Origin of the sequence: Pseudomonas ekonensis, assembly GCF_019145435.1 — a bacterium.
Classification (GTDB): Bacteria; Pseudomonadota; Gammaproteobacteria; order Pseudomonadales; family Pseudomonadaceae; genus Aquipseudomonas; species Aquipseudomonas ekonensis.
Map to the genome: position 1 here is coordinate 1,862,071 of NZ_JAHSTS010000002.1, position 16,514 is coordinate 1,878,584.

Genomic DNA, 16,514 nt, shown 5'->3' on the forward strand with positions numbered 1-16,514 from the left:
CTGCTTTGCCCAAGGCCATGAAAAGCCTGACGGTCGGAAACCCTCCACGAGGCTGCACGGCGCAGCCCGAGGCGCGGCTACAGCTCGTAATCCTCAAAACCGAACGACAGGTTTTCCATGGCCTTGGCCACGCTCGGCCGCCGGGCCTCCATGACCCTGCGCGAGATCACCACCCGCCGGGCCCGGATGTCCAGTTGGGTCATCGCCTGCGAGATGTCCCAGAACAGATAGCGGGTGTTCAGGCTGGATTTGATGAACCGCACATGGGTCACGACCAGTTCCATGTCGCCGGCCGCGTTGTAGCTGACCGGCACGATCTTCAGGTCGAAAGCCTTCCCGCTGAGCCCTTGGGTCGTTTCCAGCAGATCGGCCCTGCGCTCGAGCGAGGTCAGCCCGGCCTCCACGCCGGCCACCTGTTCACGGGACAGCAGCCTGTCGGCGACCCTGATCCATGCCTGCTTCACGCTGCCGGAAAACTGCGGCTGAACGTATTCCACGGACGGCTGGTCACGGTTCCAGCCATGGGACCACAGCAGATCGGCGAAATAGTCGATCCACCGTCCCGGCTGGGTACCGCTGTCATAGACGCTGTCGGCCTGTCTCTTGGCCAGATAGGTGCAGTCGAGCGCAAACCCGTAGTCCGCCATCGGCTGCCCCCGAACGCCGGTGAGCAAGACATCGCCCACCAGCGTCGCTTCATGCCCGAACGCCCCTGTTCCTTCATGCATATTCCTGCTCCTTGCTGCCAACCCTGGCATGCGTGTCTGTGTAGGCCTGCACCCTAACAAACGCCTCGGGCAGGACAACCTGCTTTCCACGACATGAAGTTTCACCGGCAACCGGCCGGCGCCAGACGCCGTCAGCCGCGCTATCATGCCGCCTTGACCCATAACCCCGGATTGAGGAGCGGCATGGCGCCCTGGCTGACAGTGGTAGGTATCGGAGAAGACGGCTTCAAGGGCCTGGGCAGAAATGCCCGGCGCGCCCTGATGGACGCCTCGCGGATCGTCGGTGGCCAGCGCCAGCTGGACTTGCTGCCGGTGTGCATCCGTGGCGAGCGCCAGCGGTGGCCGAGCCCGTTTTCGCTGGCGCCGGTGCTGGAGCGCCGGGGCGAGGCGGTATGCGTGCTGGCCAGCGGCGATCCGATGTTCTACGGCGTCGGCGCCAGCCTGGCCCGTCAGGTGCCGGGCGACGAGATGAGCGTCCTGCCGGCGCCGTCCTCCTGCTCGCTGGCCGCCGCGCGGCTCCGCTGGCCGTTGCAGGACGTGGTGACGCTGTCGCTGGTCGCCCGTCCCCTGGCGGCGCTCAACGCGCAGTTGTCCAGCGGCGTGCGCCTGCTGCTGCTGAGCAACGATGCACAGAGCCCTGCGGCGGTCGCGGCGCTGCTGCGCGAGCGCGGGTTCGGCCCGAGCCGCCTCACGGTGCTCGAACATCTGGGCGGTAACGCCGAGCGCCGCATCGACGGCACCGCCGACGACTGGAACGCCCCGGCCGTCGCCGACCTCAACGTGATCGCCCTCCAATGCCTGGCCGACACCGGCGCCCCACGCCTGTCGCGTCTGGCCGGGCTGCCGGACTCAGCGTTCCGCCACGACGGCCAGTTGACCAAGCGCGACGTGCGCGCCGTCACCCTCGCCCGCCTCGCGCCGTGCCCCGGCGAGCTGCTGTGGGACGTCGGCGCCGGCAGCGGCTCCATCGGCATCGAATGGATGCGCGCCCACCCCAGCTGCCGGGCGCTGGCCATCGAGGCCGACGAGGGCCGCCAGCAACTGATCGAACACAACCGCGACGCCCTGGGCGTGCCCGGCCTGCAATTGATCCGCGGCCGCGCGCCCCAGGCACTCGAAGGCCTGGAACGGCCGGACGCGGTGTTCATCGGTGGCGGCGTCACCCGCCAGAACGTGTTCGAAACCTGCTGGGCGCAGCTCAAGCCCGGCGGTCGTTTGGTCGCCAACGCGGTGACCCTGCAGAGCGAGACCGCTTTGATGCACTGGCGCGAACGCCACGGCGGCGAACTGACCCGCCTCCACGTCGCCCAGGCGCAACCGCTGGGCGACTTCGACACCTGGCGCCAGGCGCTGCCGATCACCCTGCTGGAACTGGTCAAACCCCTCGATGCGTGACGAAACCGCCGAACAACCCGCCCCCCTGCGCAGCGGCCTGACCACCGGCAGCTGCGCCACCGCCACCAGCCTCGCCGCCGCGCGGCTGCTGCTCGGCGGCGCCCCGGCGGACGCGGTGCAGATCACCCTGCCCAAGGGCAAGCAGGTGCAGATGCGCCTGGAGTTCTGCCGCTTGACGGACGACGGCGCCGAGGCCGGCACGATCAAGGACGCCGGCGACGACCCCGACGTGACCCACGGCGCCCTGCTGTACTCGCAGGTGCGGCTGTCCGCTGAACCCGGGATCCGCTTCAACGCCGGCAAAGGGGTCGGCACCGTGACCCGGCCGGGGCTGGTGCTGGCCGTCGGCGAGCCGGCGATCAACCCGGTGCCGCGCAAGATGATCAGCGACCACCTGACCCTGCTCGCCGAAGAGACCGGCTATGGCGGCGGCTTCGACGTCACCGTCAACGTCGAGGGCGGCGAGGCCCTGGCGCTGAAGACCATGAACCCACGCCTGGGCATCCTCGGCGGGTTGTCGATCCTCGGCACCAGCGGCATCGTCCGGCCGTTCTCCTGCGCGGCCTACATCGCCTCGATCCATCAAGGCATCGACGTCGCCAAGACCAACGGCTACCTGCACATCGCCGCCTGCACCGGCAACGCCAGCGAAGACACCATGCGCCGGGTCTACGGCCTGCCGGAAATCGCCCTGATCGAAATGGGCGACTTCGTCGGCGCGGTGCTCAAGCATCTGCGCAAGGTGCCTGTGGACAAGCTCAGCCTGTGCGGCGGCTTCGGCAAGATCAGCAAGCTGGCGGCCGGGCACATGGACCTGCATTCGCGCCATTCGAGCATCGACCTGCCGCAACTGGCCGGCTGGGCGGCGGCGGTGGGCGCCGATGCGGCCTTGCAGCAACGCATCCGCGAGGCCAACACCAGCCAGCAGGCACTGGCGATGGCCAGCGCGGCGGGCATCGCCCTCGGCGACGAGGTCTGCCGCCACGCGCTGGCATTCGCCCGCAGCGTGGTGCCGGCGCAAGTGCAGGTCGAGGTGTTCGCGATCGACCGCCAGGGCGGCATCGTCGGCCATGCGGGAGCGTTTCGATGAAGCGGATCCTTCTGCTCGGCGGCGTCACCGAAGCGCTGGCCATCGCCCGCACCTTGGGGCCGGCACACATCTACAGCCTGGCCGGCATCGGCCGGGTGCCCACCGACCTGACCTGCCGGGTGCGCACCGGCGGCTACGGCGGCGCCGAAGGCCTGGCACAGTTCATCCGCGACGAGGGCATCGGCCTGCTGCTCGACGCCACCCATCCCTATGCCGCGCAAATCAGCCGCAACGCGGCAAGCGCCGCGCAACGGACGGGCATTCCTTGCTGGGCCCTGCGCCGTCCCGCGTGGCAAGCCGAGCCCGGCGACGACTGGCGCGAAGTCGCCGACTGGAGCGAACTGGTCAACGCGCTCCAACCCTTCCGCCGCCCGCTGTTCACCCTGGGCCGCGAGCCCTTGCAGCACCTGGACGAAATCCCCGCCCACCAGTTCTGGACCCTGCGCGCCCTGGACGCCTGTCCCGGCAACGAACGCTGCGAAGTCATCGGCGCCCGTGGACCGTTCCTGATCGAGGACGAACGGGCGCTGTTCGAGCGGCGGCAGATCGACGTGCTGATCAGCAAGAACAGCGGCAGCGCGGCGACCGAGCCGAAGCTTGCGGTGGCGCGGGAGCGAGGGGTGCCGGTGATTGTTTTGGGGCGGCCGGCGTTGCCGGAGGTGGATCGGGTGTTTTGGCGTACGTCTGAAGCCCTTGAAGCCCTGACGATGTCAGACTTTTCCTGAGTTCGAACTCGTCTGCGACTTTGCCCGCAAATTTTGAAGATGCAGCCGACTGTTTTTCACTCCCCCCTCACTCCAATACTTCGTTTCCTTTAATCCAGACATTCAGGCGGCCAGAAAATACGGCTTGCCTGCCTGTATCCCAAGGAATACGATCCCGACATGATCGCCTTTGAACGATCCCGTATTTTTTCCGAATGGCTCGATTCCCTAAAAGACATCACCGGTAAAGGCCGAATCCTCTCCAGGCTCAGGGCGGCCGAACTGGGCAACTTTGGCGATTGCAGGTTCGTCGGTGACGCCGTTTATGAAATGCGTGTTCATTGCGGCCCCGGTTACAGGGTGTACTTCACACGTCGAGGGGAAGTGATTTATCTGTTGCTGACGGGAGGCGACAAATCGACACAAAGGCGAGACATCAAACACGCCGTGCAGATGGCACATAGCATCGGTAATGAGGAGTAAGTCATGACCGAAGAATTCACCCGTTTTGACGCTGCCGAGTACCTCAAAACCCCTGAGGACATGGCGGCCTATCTGGATGCCTGCTTTGACGAAGACGCCGGTGACGGGGTTCTGATACGCGCGGCGCTCAATGACATCGCCCGTGCCCAAGGCATGACCCAGGTCGCTCGGGACGCAGGTCTTGGTCGTGAGAGTCTGTACAAGGCGCTGAGCAGCACTGGCAATCCTGAATTCGCAACTATCATGAAAGTCATGAAGGCATTGGGTTTGAGATTGCATGCCGTGGCGCTGTAAGCATGCTGCGACACCAAACCGCACGACGCTTTTTTACTTATCGGCCCTGATCAGGCTAAATAGCCGCGCCTGATCGCCCACCCGACGGATCCGTCCCATGAACCGACACCGGCTTGCCATTGCCTGGATCGCCTGCTTCGCAGTGCTGTTCAACATGCTCGCCATGCCGTTGACGGGATCGATGGCCCGGGCGGCGCAGTCGCCCGCCGAACAATTGCTGTGGAGCAGCTTCTGCACCGGCAGCGGGACGAAAATGGTGGCGGTGTCCATCGGCACCGTCGACCAGAAGGCGCCCCAGGGCGGCGACGAGCATTCCGCCATGCAGCATTGCTGGTGCTGCTCAGGCGCAGCGCCGGTGCTGGCGTTGCCCGGGCACTCGCCGCAGCTGTATTTCGCCCGCTACGAAAGCAACCGCAGCGTGGCGCCCGTCACGATGCAAGCACCAACGCCCCGCCAGCAATGGCCCGACCTCAATCCCCGCGCTTCCCCTCTGGCTTGATTTGTTGCCGCATTTGACCTGCGTTTCAAATCGATCTGGAGAACCGTCATGTTGAACAAACTCATCGTCCTGGCCGCGCTGCTGTTGCCTGCCTGCTTCGCCCATGCCCACGAATACAAGGCGGGCGAACTGGAAATCGCCCACCCGTGGTCGCAGGAACTGCCGCCCAACGCCCCGACCGTCGCCGCCTATTTCGTGATCCACAACGCCGGCAAGACCGACGACCGCCTGCTCGGCGTCGACTCTCCGATCGCCCCCAAGGCCGAACTGCACGAGCATGTGATGCAGGGCGACCTGATGAAGATGCAGCAGGTGCCGAACGTGGCGATTCCTGCCGGCGGCAACGTGACCTTCGCGCCGATGGCGTACCACGTGATGCTGATGAACCCCAGTGACCGCAGCCTGCTCACCGACGGCAAGCGTTTTCCGCTGACCCTGCACTTCGAGAAGGCCGGTGACGTGACCGTCGAAGTCGCCGTGCAGAAGGAAGCGCCGCAGGCCATGCCGGCCCACGCGCACGCCCAGTAACCGCAACGGCAGACGCCGGCCATGCGCCCGCTGAGCGCCAGGCCCTCCCTGCAACGCCGTCAGGCCAGAGACCTGACCCGCGGCAGCTGGATCGCCCTGTTCGCCATGTTGATGATCTTCATCGGCCCGCTGGTTTCCCAGTCGATGCCGATGGACTCGCACGCCTCCATGAACATGCCGATGGGCATGACGATGGACATGCCGGGCATGGATCACGCCGCGCCGGACGCGCAACCGGCCGCCGAACACTGCCCGCCGCAGTCGTCCCGCCATGTGATGTGGGAGAAGTGCGGCTACTGCAGCCTGCTGTTCAACTGCCCGGCGCTGACCGGCGGCGGCACCTTCGCCACGTTCAGCATCCCGCTGGTCAACACCTTCACGCCACCCTCCCCGCGCCTGGGCCATGCCCGGCAGACCTTCTTCCCCGGCGCCCGCCCCCGCGCCCCGCCCGTCGCAGCGTAAACGCCCACTGCTGATTGCACACGGTCGAGAAGACAGCCACAGGCTGCCGGCCGTGTCGTTTACGACTGTCCGATGGAAATTGTCATGTCCAGGTTTTCCGCTGTCCCGCGTTTGAGCCCTGCCCGAACGTCTTTTGCCCTGACCGAATCCCGCGTTCGTTTCAGGCACGCCACCGCCGTCCTTTGCGGCGTCCTGCTGTCCCCGCTGGCATTGGCCGACGAACATGCCGGCCACAGCGCCGTCAGTGAGGAACTGAGCCCGACGGTGATCACCGCCCTGGCCCCGAGCTCGCCGCTGACCGTCGTCACCAATCCCAAGGATCCGCGCCAGCCGGTGCCGGCCAGCGACGGCGGCGACTACCTCAAGACCATCCCCGGCTTCGCCCTGGTGCGCAACGGCGGCACCAACGGCGATCCGGTGCTGCGCGGCATGTTCGGCTCGCGCCTGAACATCCTCACCAACGGCAGCGTGATGCTCGGCGCCTGCCCCGGCCGGATGGATGCGCCCACCTCGTACATCTCGCCCGAGACCTACGACAAACTCACCGTGATCAAAGGCCCGCAGACCGTGCTCTACGGCCCCGGCGCCTCGGCCGGCACGATCCTGTTCGACCGTGAGCCGGAACGCTTCGGCGAGCTCGGCACCCGGGTCAACGCCAGCGTGCTGGCGGGCTCCAACGGGCGCTTCGACAAAGTGCTGGATGCCGCCGCCGGCGGCTCGCTGGGCTACGTGCGGGTGATCGGCAACACCGCCCATTCCGACGATTACCGCGACGGCAACAACGACACCGTCGCCTCGCGCTACGACAAGTGGAACGGCGATGTGGCGCTGGGCTGGACGCCGGACGCCGACACCCTGCTGGAACTGACCGCCGGCCGCGGCGACGGCGAAGCGCGCTACGCCGGGCGCGGCATGGACGGTTCGCAGTTCCTGCGCGAAAGCCTGGGCCTGCGCTTCGAGAAGTCCAATATCACTGACGTGCTGGAGAAACTGGAGGCGCAGGTCTACTACAACTACGCCGACCACGTGATGGACAACTACACCCTGCGCACGCCGTCCGGCACCGGGATGATGGCCGGGCCGATGGCCTCCAACGTCGACCGGCGCACCCTCGGCGCACGGATCAAGGCGACCTGGCGCTGGGCCGACATCCAGTTGGTCACCGGCCTCGACGCGCAGACCGACGAGCACCGCCAGCGCGCCGCCATGGGCATCGACGCCTACAAGGATGTGCCGCGCAACAAGGACGCCGATTTCCACAACTACGGCGTGTTCAGCGAACTGACCTGGTACGCCGCCGACCGCGACCGCCTGATCACCGGCGCCCGGGTGGACCGCGCCTCGGCCAAGGATTACCGCCAGCGCATCGGCTCGGGCATGATGTCCCGTCCCAACCCGACCGCCGACGACACCCGCGCCGACACCCTGCCCAGCGGTTTCGTGCGTTACGAGCATGACCTGGCCGACACCCCGGCCACGCTGTATGCGGGCCTGGGCCACGCCCAGCGCTTCCCGGACTACTGGGAGCTGTTCTCGCCCAAATCGGGCCCGGCCGGTTCGCTGAACGCGTTCGATTCGATCAAGCCGGAAAAGACCACCCAGCTCGACTTCGGCGTGAACTACAAGAGCGCCGACCTCGACGCCTGGGCCTCGGGCTACATCGGCCAGGTGCGCGACTACATCCTGTTCGACTACACGGGCATGGCCTCCCGCGCCGAGAACATCGACGCCCGGATCATGGGCGGCGAGCTCGGGGCCGCCTACCGGCTCACCGAGCGCTGGAAAGCCGACGCGACCCTGGCCTACGCCTGGGGCAAGAACAGCAGCGACGGCACGGCATTGCCGCAGATGCCACCGCTGGACGCGCGGTTCGGCCTGACCTACAGCGAAGACGACTGGAGCGCCGGCGCCCTGTGGAGGGTGGTGGCCGCGCAGAACCGCATCGACCAGAACAAGGGCAACGTGGTCGACAAGGACTACGGCAAGAGCTCGGGCTTCGGCGTGTTCTCGCTCAACGGTGCCTACCGGATCAACCGGCACTGGAAGGTCAGCACCGGCGTCGACAACCTGTTCGGCAAGGCTTACGCCGAACACCTGAACCTGGCGGGCAACGCCGGGTTCGGCTACCCGGCCAACGACCCGCAAGCGATCAAGGAGCCGGGGCGCACGCTCTGGACCAAGGTGGACATGAGTTTCTGACCCCCTGTAGGAGCGAGCCTGCTCGCGAGGGGACGGCACAGGCGACCATCGATGTCGCCTGATGCGGCGCTTTCGCGAGCAGGCTCGCTCCCACAGTGACCACAGTTCAACAGATACAGAACAACTAAAAGATCCAAGCCAAGCGGAGCACACGTGATGAAACAGCCCAAACCGAATTTCTACAACCTGGCCTGGCGCTGGCATTTCTATGCCGGTCTGTTCGTCGCGCCATTCATGGTGATGCTGGCCCTGACCGGCATCATTTACCTGTTCAAGCCGCAGCTCGACTCGCTGATGTACGGCAGCCTGCTCAACGTCCCGGCCGGGCACCACACCGTGCCGGCCGATGACCTGCTGCAAAGGGTCAAGGGCGCTTACCCGCAAGGCCAGGTCACCCAGTACCTGCCGCCGGCGGCCGCCGGACGCAGCGCGCAGTTCGTGGTGAAGGACGCCGGCCACGAGCTGAACGTGTTCGTCGATCCGTACCACGGCGACATCCTCGGCGAGCAGGACGCCAAGCGGAACCTGCAAGCGCTCGCACGGGCGATCCACGGCGAATTGATGATCGGCACTGTCGGTGACCGACTGATCGAACTGGCCGCCGGCTGGGGCGTGGTGCTGGTGGTGTCCGGGGTGTTTCTGTGGTGGCCGCGCGGTCAGGCGGCCGGGATTCTGTGGCCACGGCTGAACAGCCGCGGCCGCGTGCTGTGGCGCGACCTGCACGCGGTCACCGGCTTCTGGGGCGCGGCGTTGCTGCTGGTGATGCTGCTCAGCGGCATGACCTGGACCGGTTTCTGGGGCAAGCAATACGCCCAGGTGTGGAACGTGTTCCCGGCGGCGATGTGGGACAACGTGCCGACCTCCGACGTCGAGGCCGGCAGCCTCAACGACGCCGCTCGCCAGACCGTACCGTGGGCCATGGAAAACACCCCGATGCCGATGTCCGGCGACCACGCCGAACACATGGCCCACGGCGGCATGCAACACGGGCCCGCCGCGCCGGCCATCAGTCTGCAGGCTGTGCAGAACATCGCCCTTGAGCGCAAGGTCGAGCCGGGCTACAGCATCACAATGCCGACCACCGCCACCGGCGTGTTCACCATCGCGGTGTTCGCCGACGACCCACGCAACGACGCCACCCTGCACGTCGATCAGTACACCGGCAAGGTGTTGGCCGATGTGCGATTCGAGCACTACGGCGCCGTCGCCCGGGCCACGGAGATCGGTGTGATGCTGCACGAAGGCAAGATGTTCGGCACCGTCAACCAGATCGTCGTGCTGCTGATCTGCCTGATGATCCTGCTCAGCGCCGTCAGCGGCGTGGTGATCTGGTGGAAGCGCCGCCCGCAGGGCAAGTTCGGCGTTCCGCCGCTGCGCCACGACCTGCCGAAATGGAAAACCGGCGTGGCGATCATGCTGGCGCTGGGCGTGGCATTCCCGCTGGTGGGGGCTTCGCTGGTGGTGGTGGGACTGCTGGACTGGCTGTTGCTGTCGCGGTTGGGGCGGCAAACTGAATCGGCTTCAACTTCATCATGAATCAGGCGAGATGCGTGATTTAGACGCTTCTATACACTTTCGGGGCTTAGCCCCCCGGACATTTTAGTGTTACTGTATAACACTAACTGACCGCTTTGCCCGCCGTCGAAGGACGGCGGGCTTTCTTTTGAAGAAGCGATTTGAAGCTCAGATGAACAAGTACCTCCTGTCCGGCCTTTGCCTGTTCGCGGCGAACGGCGCCCATGCCGACGCCCCGCCGCTGACGCTGCCCACCGGCACCATCACCGCGCCGGCGGTGGATGACGATGCCGTCAGCCTCGCCACCCCGACCGGCGCCGGCTCGCGCTTGAACCTCAGCGCGCTGGAGACCCCGGCCAGCACCGAAAGCCTCACCGGCGAGCGGATCCGCGCCCGGGGCGATCGCAGCGTGCAGGACGCCGTGTCGCGCAGCACCGGCATCAGCCGCACCGGCACGCCGGGCGATGGCGGCACTTCGTTGCAGGCCCGGGGATTTACCGGACAGAGTTCGGTGATGCAGTTGTATGACGGCAACCGCCTGTACACCGGCATGGGCACCGTGACGTTCCCTGTCGACACCTGGTCGGTGGAACGCGTCGACGTGCTGCGCGGCCCGGCTTCGGTGCTGTATGGCGAAGGCGCCACGGGCGCGGTGGTCAACACGATCCCGAAAAAGCCCTTCGAGGGCGAGATCGAAAACCGCCTGCGCGTCGGCTACGGCTCCTTCGACACCCAGCAGCAGGCGCTCGACAGCGGCGGTTCGCTGAGCGACACCCTGAGCTACCGCCTGAACCTCAACCGCCTGCGCAGCAGCGGCTGGATCGACCGCGGCGACTCGTCCGGCGACTTCGTCAGCGCCGCCCTGCGCTGGCAGGCACGCGACGACCTGACCTTCACCCTGGCCCACGACTACGGCGACCAGCGCCCGCAGAACTATTTCGGCACCCCGCTGATCGACGGCCGCCTGAAGGACAGCCTGCGCAACAAGAACTACAACGTGCGCGACGACAAGCAGCACTACAACGACCAGTGGACGCGCTTGACCAGCGACTGGCAGATCAACGACTCGGTCAGCGCCAGCAACGAACTGTATTACCTCAAGGCCCGACGCCGCTGGCAGAACGCCGAGAACTACAACTTCGACCGCGACAGCGGGCAACTGAGCCGCAGCGGCTACTTCGGCATCGGCCACAAGCAGGAGCAGGTCGGCGACCGCCAGAGCTTCACCTTCAAACACTCGCTGTTCGGCCTCGACAGCCAGACCGTCACCGGCGTCGACCACAACCGCATCCGCTTCCGGCTCGACAGCAACTCGCCGTTCAACGACGTGTTGCCGGACGGCCAGCCGCTGGATCTGTACCGCCCGCAACCGGGTTATTTCGAAAGCGCCGACCCTTACCGCGGCCAGTTCCGGAGCACCACAAAGCAAATGTCGGCGTTCGCCGAAAACCGCACGCAACTGAGCGAGCGCTGGTCGCTGGTGACCGGGGTACGCCGCGACTACGTGCACGTGGACCGCGACAACCTGGTCAACGACAGCCGCAGCGACAAGACCCTGACCGGCAACAACTGGAAGGCCGGGTTGGTGTTCGCCCTGACGCCGCAGACCTCGTTCTACGGCCAGTTGGCCACCAGCACCGACGGCGTCGGCGGATTGATTTCCCTGAGCCCGGGCCAGCAGCAGTACGACCTGGCCACCGCCCGGCAGACCGAGATCGGCATGAAGCAGCTGTTCTGGGACGATCGCGGCGAATTCACCCTGGCGGCCTACCGCATCGTGAAAAAGAAATTGCTGACCGACGATCCGGGCAATCCGACGCTCAAGCAGCAGGTCGGCCAACAGTCATCCAACGGCCTGGAAGCCAGCCTCGACCTGCAACTGCCGCACGCCTGGCGGATGCAGGCCAACGCGGCCATAGTCAAGGCCAAGTACGACGACTTCGAAGAGGTGGTCGCCGGGGTGCCGGTCTCGCGCAACGGCAACCGTCCGGTGGACGTGCCGCGGCGCACCGCCAACCTGTGGCTGGACAAGGCCCTCACCGATGACCTGAAGGCCGGCGCCGGCGTGCGTTACGTCGATGCGCGCTACGCCGACATGGCCAACCGCAACGAGCTGCCGGGCTACACCGTGGTCGATGCGACGCTGTCGTGGAAAGCCCTGCGCAACACCACGCTGGGATTGCAGGTGAACAATCTGTTTGACCGGACCTATGCGCAAAGCCAATACAATGAGGGCCAGCAGTGGATTCTGGGTGAGCCTCGTTCGTTCTTTGTCACGGCTGACTACACCTTTTAGAACAGGAACGAAATGACCTCACTGACCCTCACCGACCTGAGATGGTCCCCCCTGGGCCACGGCCACTGCCATCACCGGTTCCAACTGCGTGACGCCTCGTTGCACGTGGCCGCCGGTGAGTTCGTCGGGCTGATCGGGCCCAACGGCAGCGGCAAGACCAGCCTGTTGCGCTGCGCCTACCGCTTCAGCCAGCCGGAACGCGGTGAGGTCAAACTCGATCATCACAATGTCTGGAAGCAATCTTCACGCTGGTGTGCGCAACGCATCGCCGTGGTGCTGCAGGAGTTCCCCGATGCCTTCGGCCTGACTGTGGAAGAAGTGGTCGCCATGGGCCGCACGCCGCACAAGGGCCTGTTCGACGGCGACACGCTTGAAGACCGCCACCTCGCCACTCAGGCCCTCAAGTCCGTGGGGCTGGACGGCTTCGAAGATCATGCGTTCGCCACACTGTCCGGCGGTGAAAAACAACGGGTGATCCTTGCCCGCGCCCTGACCCAGCAACCGCAACTGCTGATCCTCGACGAGCCGACCAACCACCTCGACCCGCGTTATCAGCTGGAACTGCTGCAGCTGGTCAAGCGTCTGCAGATCGGCACCCTGGCAAGCATTCACGACCTGAACCTGGCCGCCGCGTTCTGCGACCGGTTGTATGTGATCAACCACGGTCGCATCGTCGCCAGCGGCGCCCCGCAAGAAGTCCTCACTGTTGAATTGCTGCGCGACGTGTTCGGCGTCGAAGCATTGATCGATTCCCACCCCCTCCACGGCTACCCGCGAATCACCTGGATAACCCGACCATGACTGTGCGCTCCCTGCTTTGCCTCGCTCTGCTGCTGGGCACCCCCCAAGCCTTCGCCGAGGCCACGAAGTACCCGCTGACAATCCAGAGCTGCAACCGCGAAGTGACCTTCAAGGAAGCGCCGAAACACGCGGTCAGCCACGACATCAACATGACCCAGATGATGCTCGCCCTCGGTCTCAAGCCGCAGATGGCCGGCTACAGCGGCGTCAGCGGCTGGAAATCGGTGACGCCGCACATGCAGTCGCTTCTGGACGGTTTGCCGGAACTGGCAGCCAAGTACCCGTCGGTGGAAACCCTGCTCAACGCCAACGTCGATTTCTTCTTCGCCGGCTGGGACTACGGCATGCGCGTCGGTGGCGACCTCACGCCGCAAACCCTGCAACCGCTGGGCATCAACGTCTATGAGCTGACCGAATCCTGCGCCTTCGTGATGAAACGCCCGGCCGCCACGCTGGACGACACCTACAACGACCTGCGCAACCTCGGAAAGATCTTCGACGTGCAGGACCGCGCCGACGCGCTGGTCGCCGACATGCAAAGCCAGGTCGCCGAAATCCGCAAAGACCTGCCCGCCGAAAAACCGCGTGTGTTCCTGTACGACAGCGGCGAAGACCGCGCCATGACCTCCGGCCGCCTCGGCATGCCCCAGGCGCTGATCGACGCCGCCGGCGGACGCAACGTGCTCGATGACGTCGAGGCGAGCTGGACGCGGGTCAACTGGGAAACCGTGGTCGAGCGCAATCCGCAGGTGATCGTGATCGTCGACTACAGCGAAATCACCGCCGAGCAGAAGATTGAATTTCTGCTGAAGAACAAGGCGCTGCAATCGGTGGACGCGATCAAGAACCAGCGCTTCATCGTCATCCCTTACGTGCAGGCCACGCCAGGGATCGACAACGTGCTGGCGGTGGAAACCCTGGCCAAGGGGTTCCACGGCGAATGAGCGACCGTCGCTACGCGTTGCTGCTGACCGCGCTGGGCGCCGTGCTGCTGGTGTCGTGCGTGGTGTCGCTGGGCGCAGGTCCTGCGCGGGTGCCGGTGGACGTGGTGTGGCGGATCCTGCTGCACAAGCTGTTCGCCGTCGGCGTGCCGGACTGGAGCGCCGGCCAGGTACACATCGTCTGGCTGATCCGGGTGCCGCGCATGCTGCTCGGCGCCCTGGTCGGCGCCGGGCTGGCGCTGATCGGCGCGGTGCTGCAAGCGGTGACGCGCAACCCGCTGGCCGATCCGCACCTGCTCGGCGTCACGTCCGGCGCGACCCTGGGCGCGGTGATCGTCGTGCTGCACGTCGGCGAGATCGCCGGGCTGCTGACCCTGCCGGCGGCTGCGTTCATCGGCGCGCTGCTGAGCATGCTGACGGTGCTGGCCATCGCCAACCGGCACGGTCGGCTCGACAGCGACCGCTTGCTGCTGTGCGGCGTGGCGGTGTCGTTCGTGATGATGGCGGTCGCCAACCTGCTGCTGTTCATGGGCGACCACCGCGCCAGTTCCGCGGTGATGTTCTGGATGCTCGGCGGCCTCGGCCTCGCCCGCTGGGAGTTGTTGGCGGTGCCGGCGCTCAGCGTCCTGCTCGGGCTGATTTTGCTGATCGGCATGGCCCGACCGCTGAACGCCTTGATGGCCGGCGAACAGACTGCCGTCACCCTCGGCCTGAATGCCCGGTCGGTGCGTCTTCGGGTGTTCGTGATCGCCTCGCTGATGACTGGAGTGCTGGTGTCGATCAGCGGCTCCATCGGCTTTGTCGGGTTGATGGTGCCGCACATCGCCCGGCGCCTGATCGGTGCAGAACATCGGCGCCTGCTGCCGGTGTGCGTGTTGCTCGGCAGTGTGTTCCTGGTGTGGGTCGATGTCGCCGCACGCACGCTGATCGCTCCCGAAGACCTGCCCATCGGCGTCGCCACCGCGGCCCTCGGCGGACTGTTCTTCATCGGCCTGATGCGTCGCCGCTGATCCGGCGCAGGCCGGCTCGTGAATGGGGTGAGCACTCGCCCCTGATGTCGGCCGGCACGGCCCCGTCGCGAGCAGGCTCGCTCCCACAGGGATGCCCTGATCTGGCGCACGCACGTGCACCGTTGCATGCAATCCGTCCTCTCATGGTGCGCTGCGCCATGCGGCAACCGCTCTAAACCGGTATTTCCCTGCCCGTCCCAGACCGGGCACAGCCCTTGCAAAACCTCTCCGGTCGTCCGCCTCTGCCAACCCAGAAAATTCGAACGTTCATGGAGATCGCACAATGAAGCGTCGCAGTTTGATCAAGGCTTTCACACTCTCGGCAAGCATTGCCGCGATGGGCATGACCTGGACGGCCCAGGCCGCCGAGACCATCAAGGTCGGGATTCTGCATTCGTTGTCCGGCACCATGGCGATCTCCGAGACGTCCCTCAAGGACATGGCGCTGATGACCATCGACGAAATCAACGCCAAGGGCGGCGTCAACGGCAAGCTGCTGGAGCCGGTGGTGGTGGACCCGGCGTCGAACTGGCCGCTGTTCGCCGAGAAGGGCCGGCAACTGCTGACCCAGGACAAGGTGGCAGTGGTGTTCGGCTGCTGGACCTCGGTGTCGCGCAAATCGGTGCTGCCGGTGTTCGAGGAGCTCAACGGCCTGCTGTTCTACCCGGTGCAGTACGAAGGCGAGGAAATGTCGCCGAACGTGTTCTACACCGGCGCCGCGCCCAACCAGCAGGCGATCCCGGCGGTCGAGTACCTGATGAGCGAGGACGGCGGCGGCGCCAAGCGCTTCTTCCTGCTCGGCACCGACTACGTCTACCCGCGCACCACCAACAAGATCCTGCGTGCGTTCCTGCACTCCAAAGGCGTGGCCGACAAGGACATCGAAGAGGTCTACACCCCGTTCGGCCACAGCGACTACCAGACCATCGTGGCCAACATCAAAAAGTTCTCGGCCGGCGGCAAGACCGCGGTCATCTCCACCGTCAACGGCGACTCCAACGTGCCGTTCTACAAGGAACTGGCCAACCAGGGCCTGAAAGCCACCGACGTGCCGGTGGTGGCGTTCTCGGTGGGCGAGGAAGAACTGCGCGGCATCGACACCAAGCCGCTGGTGGGCAACCTCGCGGCGTGGAACTACTTCGAGTCGGTCGAGAACCCGGTGAACAAACAGTTCGTCGATGACTGGAAAGCCTACGCGAAGAAACACAACCTGCCGGGCGCCGACAAGGCCGTGACCAACGACCCGATGGAGGCCACCTACGTCGGCATCCACATGTGGGCCCAGGCGGTGGAGAAAGCCAAGTCCACCGACGTCGACAAGGTGCGCGAAGCCCTCGCCGGCCAGACCTTCGCCGCGCCGTCGGGCTACACCCTGACCATGGACAAGACCAACCACCACCTGCACAAGCCGGTGATGATCGGCGAGATCCAGCCGGACGGTCAGTTCAACGTGGTCTGGCAGACCGAAGGCCCGGTGCGCGCCCAGCCGTGGAGCCCGTTCATCCCGGGCAACGACAAGAAGCCGGAGTATGCGGTGAAGAGCAACTGACCCCTTGAACGTCAGGCTTG

Annotated in this window: 16 protein-coding genes; 15 read left to right on the forward strand and 1 reads right to left on the reverse strand. The window is 65.8% G+C overall.

From position 1 onward, the window contains the following. Positions 1 to 77: 77 nt before the first annotated feature. Positions 78 to 728, reverse strand: a complete 651-nt coding sequence (locus KVG96_RS21520) for a hypothetical protein (RefSeq protein ID WP_217893837.1) — start codon at positions 726 to 728, stop codon at positions 78 to 80. A 183-nt stretch (positions 729 to 911) separates the two neighbouring features. Here KVG96_RS21520 and cbiE point away from each other — a divergent pair, with 183 nt between their 5' ends. From cbiE to urtA, 15 genes are all read left to right on the forward strand, one after another. Beyond that, positions 912 to 2,123: a precorrin-6y C5,15-methyltransferase (decarboxylating) subunit CbiE gene (gene cbiE / locus KVG96_RS21525; RefSeq protein ID WP_217893838.1), complete on the forward strand. Its 1,212-nt coding sequence runs from the start codon at positions 912 to 914 to the stop codon at positions 2,121 to 2,123. After that, positions 2,116 to 3,213 (forward strand): cobalt-precorrin-5B (C(1))-methyltransferase, encoded by a 1,098-nt coding sequence (locus KVG96_RS21530; RefSeq protein WP_217893839.1) that lies wholly within the window; start codon positions 2,116 to 2,118, stop codon positions 3,211 to 3,213. The genes cbiE and KVG96_RS21530 overlap by 8 nt, the downstream gene beginning before the upstream one ends. Continuing rightward, positions 3,210 to 3,938, forward strand: coding sequence for a cobalt-precorrin-6A reductase (locus tag KVG96_RS21535; protein WP_217893840.1), 729 nt, complete (start codon positions 3,210 to 3,212; stop codon positions 3,936 to 3,938). Before KVG96_RS21530 ends, KVG96_RS21535 begins: the two co-directional genes overlap by 4 nt. Positions 3,939 to 4,097: 159 nt before the next feature. Further along, complete coding sequence (locus KVG96_RS21540) at positions 4,098 to 4,400, forward strand: type II toxin-antitoxin system RelE/ParE family toxin (RefSeq protein ID WP_217893841.1); 303 nt, start codon at positions 4,098 to 4,100, stop codon at positions 4,398 to 4,400. A gap of 3 nt (positions 4,401 to 4,403) precedes the next feature. Beyond that, positions 4,404 to 4,694, forward strand: a complete 291-nt coding sequence (locus KVG96_RS21545) for an addiction module antidote protein (protein ID WP_217893842.1) — start codon at positions 4,404 to 4,406, stop codon at positions 4,692 to 4,694. A gap of 97 nt (positions 4,695 to 4,791) precedes the next feature. Continuing rightward, positions 4,792 to 5,193, forward strand: coding sequence for a DUF2946 domain-containing protein (locus KVG96_RS21550; RefSeq protein ID WP_217893843.1), 402 nt, complete (start codon positions 4,792 to 4,794; stop codon positions 5,191 to 5,193). A gap of 48 nt (positions 5,194 to 5,241) precedes the next feature. After that, the gene (locus tag KVG96_RS21555) at positions 5,242 to 5,721 is read left to right on the forward strand and encodes a copper chaperone PCu(A)C (RefSeq protein WP_217893844.1); all 480 of its coding nucleotides are present in this window, start codon (positions 5,242 to 5,244) and stop codon (positions 5,719 to 5,721) included. Between the two features lie 21 nt (positions 5,722 to 5,742). Continuing rightward, a complete protein-coding gene (locus tag KVG96_RS21560) occupies positions 5,743 to 6,183 on the forward strand; it encodes a DUF2946 domain-containing protein (protein ID WP_217893845.1) in 441 nt (146 codons plus the stop codon). Between the two features lie 84 nt (positions 6,184 to 6,267). After that, positions 6,268 to 8,382: a TonB-dependent copper receptor gene (locus KVG96_RS21565; RefSeq protein ID WP_217893846.1), complete on the forward strand. Its 2,115-nt coding sequence runs from the start codon at positions 6,268 to 6,270 to the stop codon at positions 8,380 to 8,382. Between the two features lie 156 nt (positions 8,383 to 8,538). Then, on the forward strand, positions 8,539 to 9,918 hold the full coding sequence (locus KVG96_RS21570; protein ID WP_217893847.1) for a PepSY-associated TM helix domain-containing protein: 1,380 nt from the start codon (positions 8,539 to 8,541) through the stop codon (positions 9,916 to 9,918). Between the two features lie 151 nt (positions 9,919 to 10,069). Then, positions 10,070 to 12,193, forward strand: a complete 2,124-nt coding sequence (locus tag KVG96_RS21575; protein ID WP_217893848.1) for a TonB-dependent receptor — start codon at positions 10,070 to 10,072, stop codon at positions 12,191 to 12,193. A 12-nt stretch (positions 12,194 to 12,205) separates the two neighbouring features. Beyond that, positions 12,206 to 12,994, forward strand: coding sequence for an ABC transporter ATP-binding protein (locus KVG96_RS21580; protein WP_217893849.1), 789 nt, complete (start codon positions 12,206 to 12,208; stop codon positions 12,992 to 12,994). Then, positions 12,991 to 13,938: an ABC transporter substrate-binding protein gene (locus KVG96_RS21585; protein ID WP_217893850.1), complete on the forward strand. Its 948-nt coding sequence runs from the start codon at positions 12,991 to 12,993 to the stop codon at positions 13,936 to 13,938. Before KVG96_RS21580 ends, KVG96_RS21585 begins: the two co-directional genes overlap by 4 nt. After that, on the forward strand, positions 13,935 to 14,945 hold the full coding sequence (locus KVG96_RS21590; RefSeq protein WP_217893851.1) for a FecCD family ABC transporter permease: 1,011 nt from the start codon (positions 13,935 to 13,937) through the stop codon (positions 14,943 to 14,945). Before KVG96_RS21585 ends, KVG96_RS21590 begins: the two co-directional genes overlap by 4 nt. A 283-nt stretch (positions 14,946 to 15,228) precedes the next feature. Further along, on the forward strand, positions 15,229 to 16,494 hold the full coding sequence (gene urtA, locus KVG96_RS21595) for an urea ABC transporter substrate-binding protein (protein ID WP_217893852.1): 1,266 nt from the start codon (positions 15,229 to 15,231) through the stop codon (positions 16,492 to 16,494). The last annotated feature ends 20 nt before the right edge of the window (positions 16,495 to 16,514 follow it).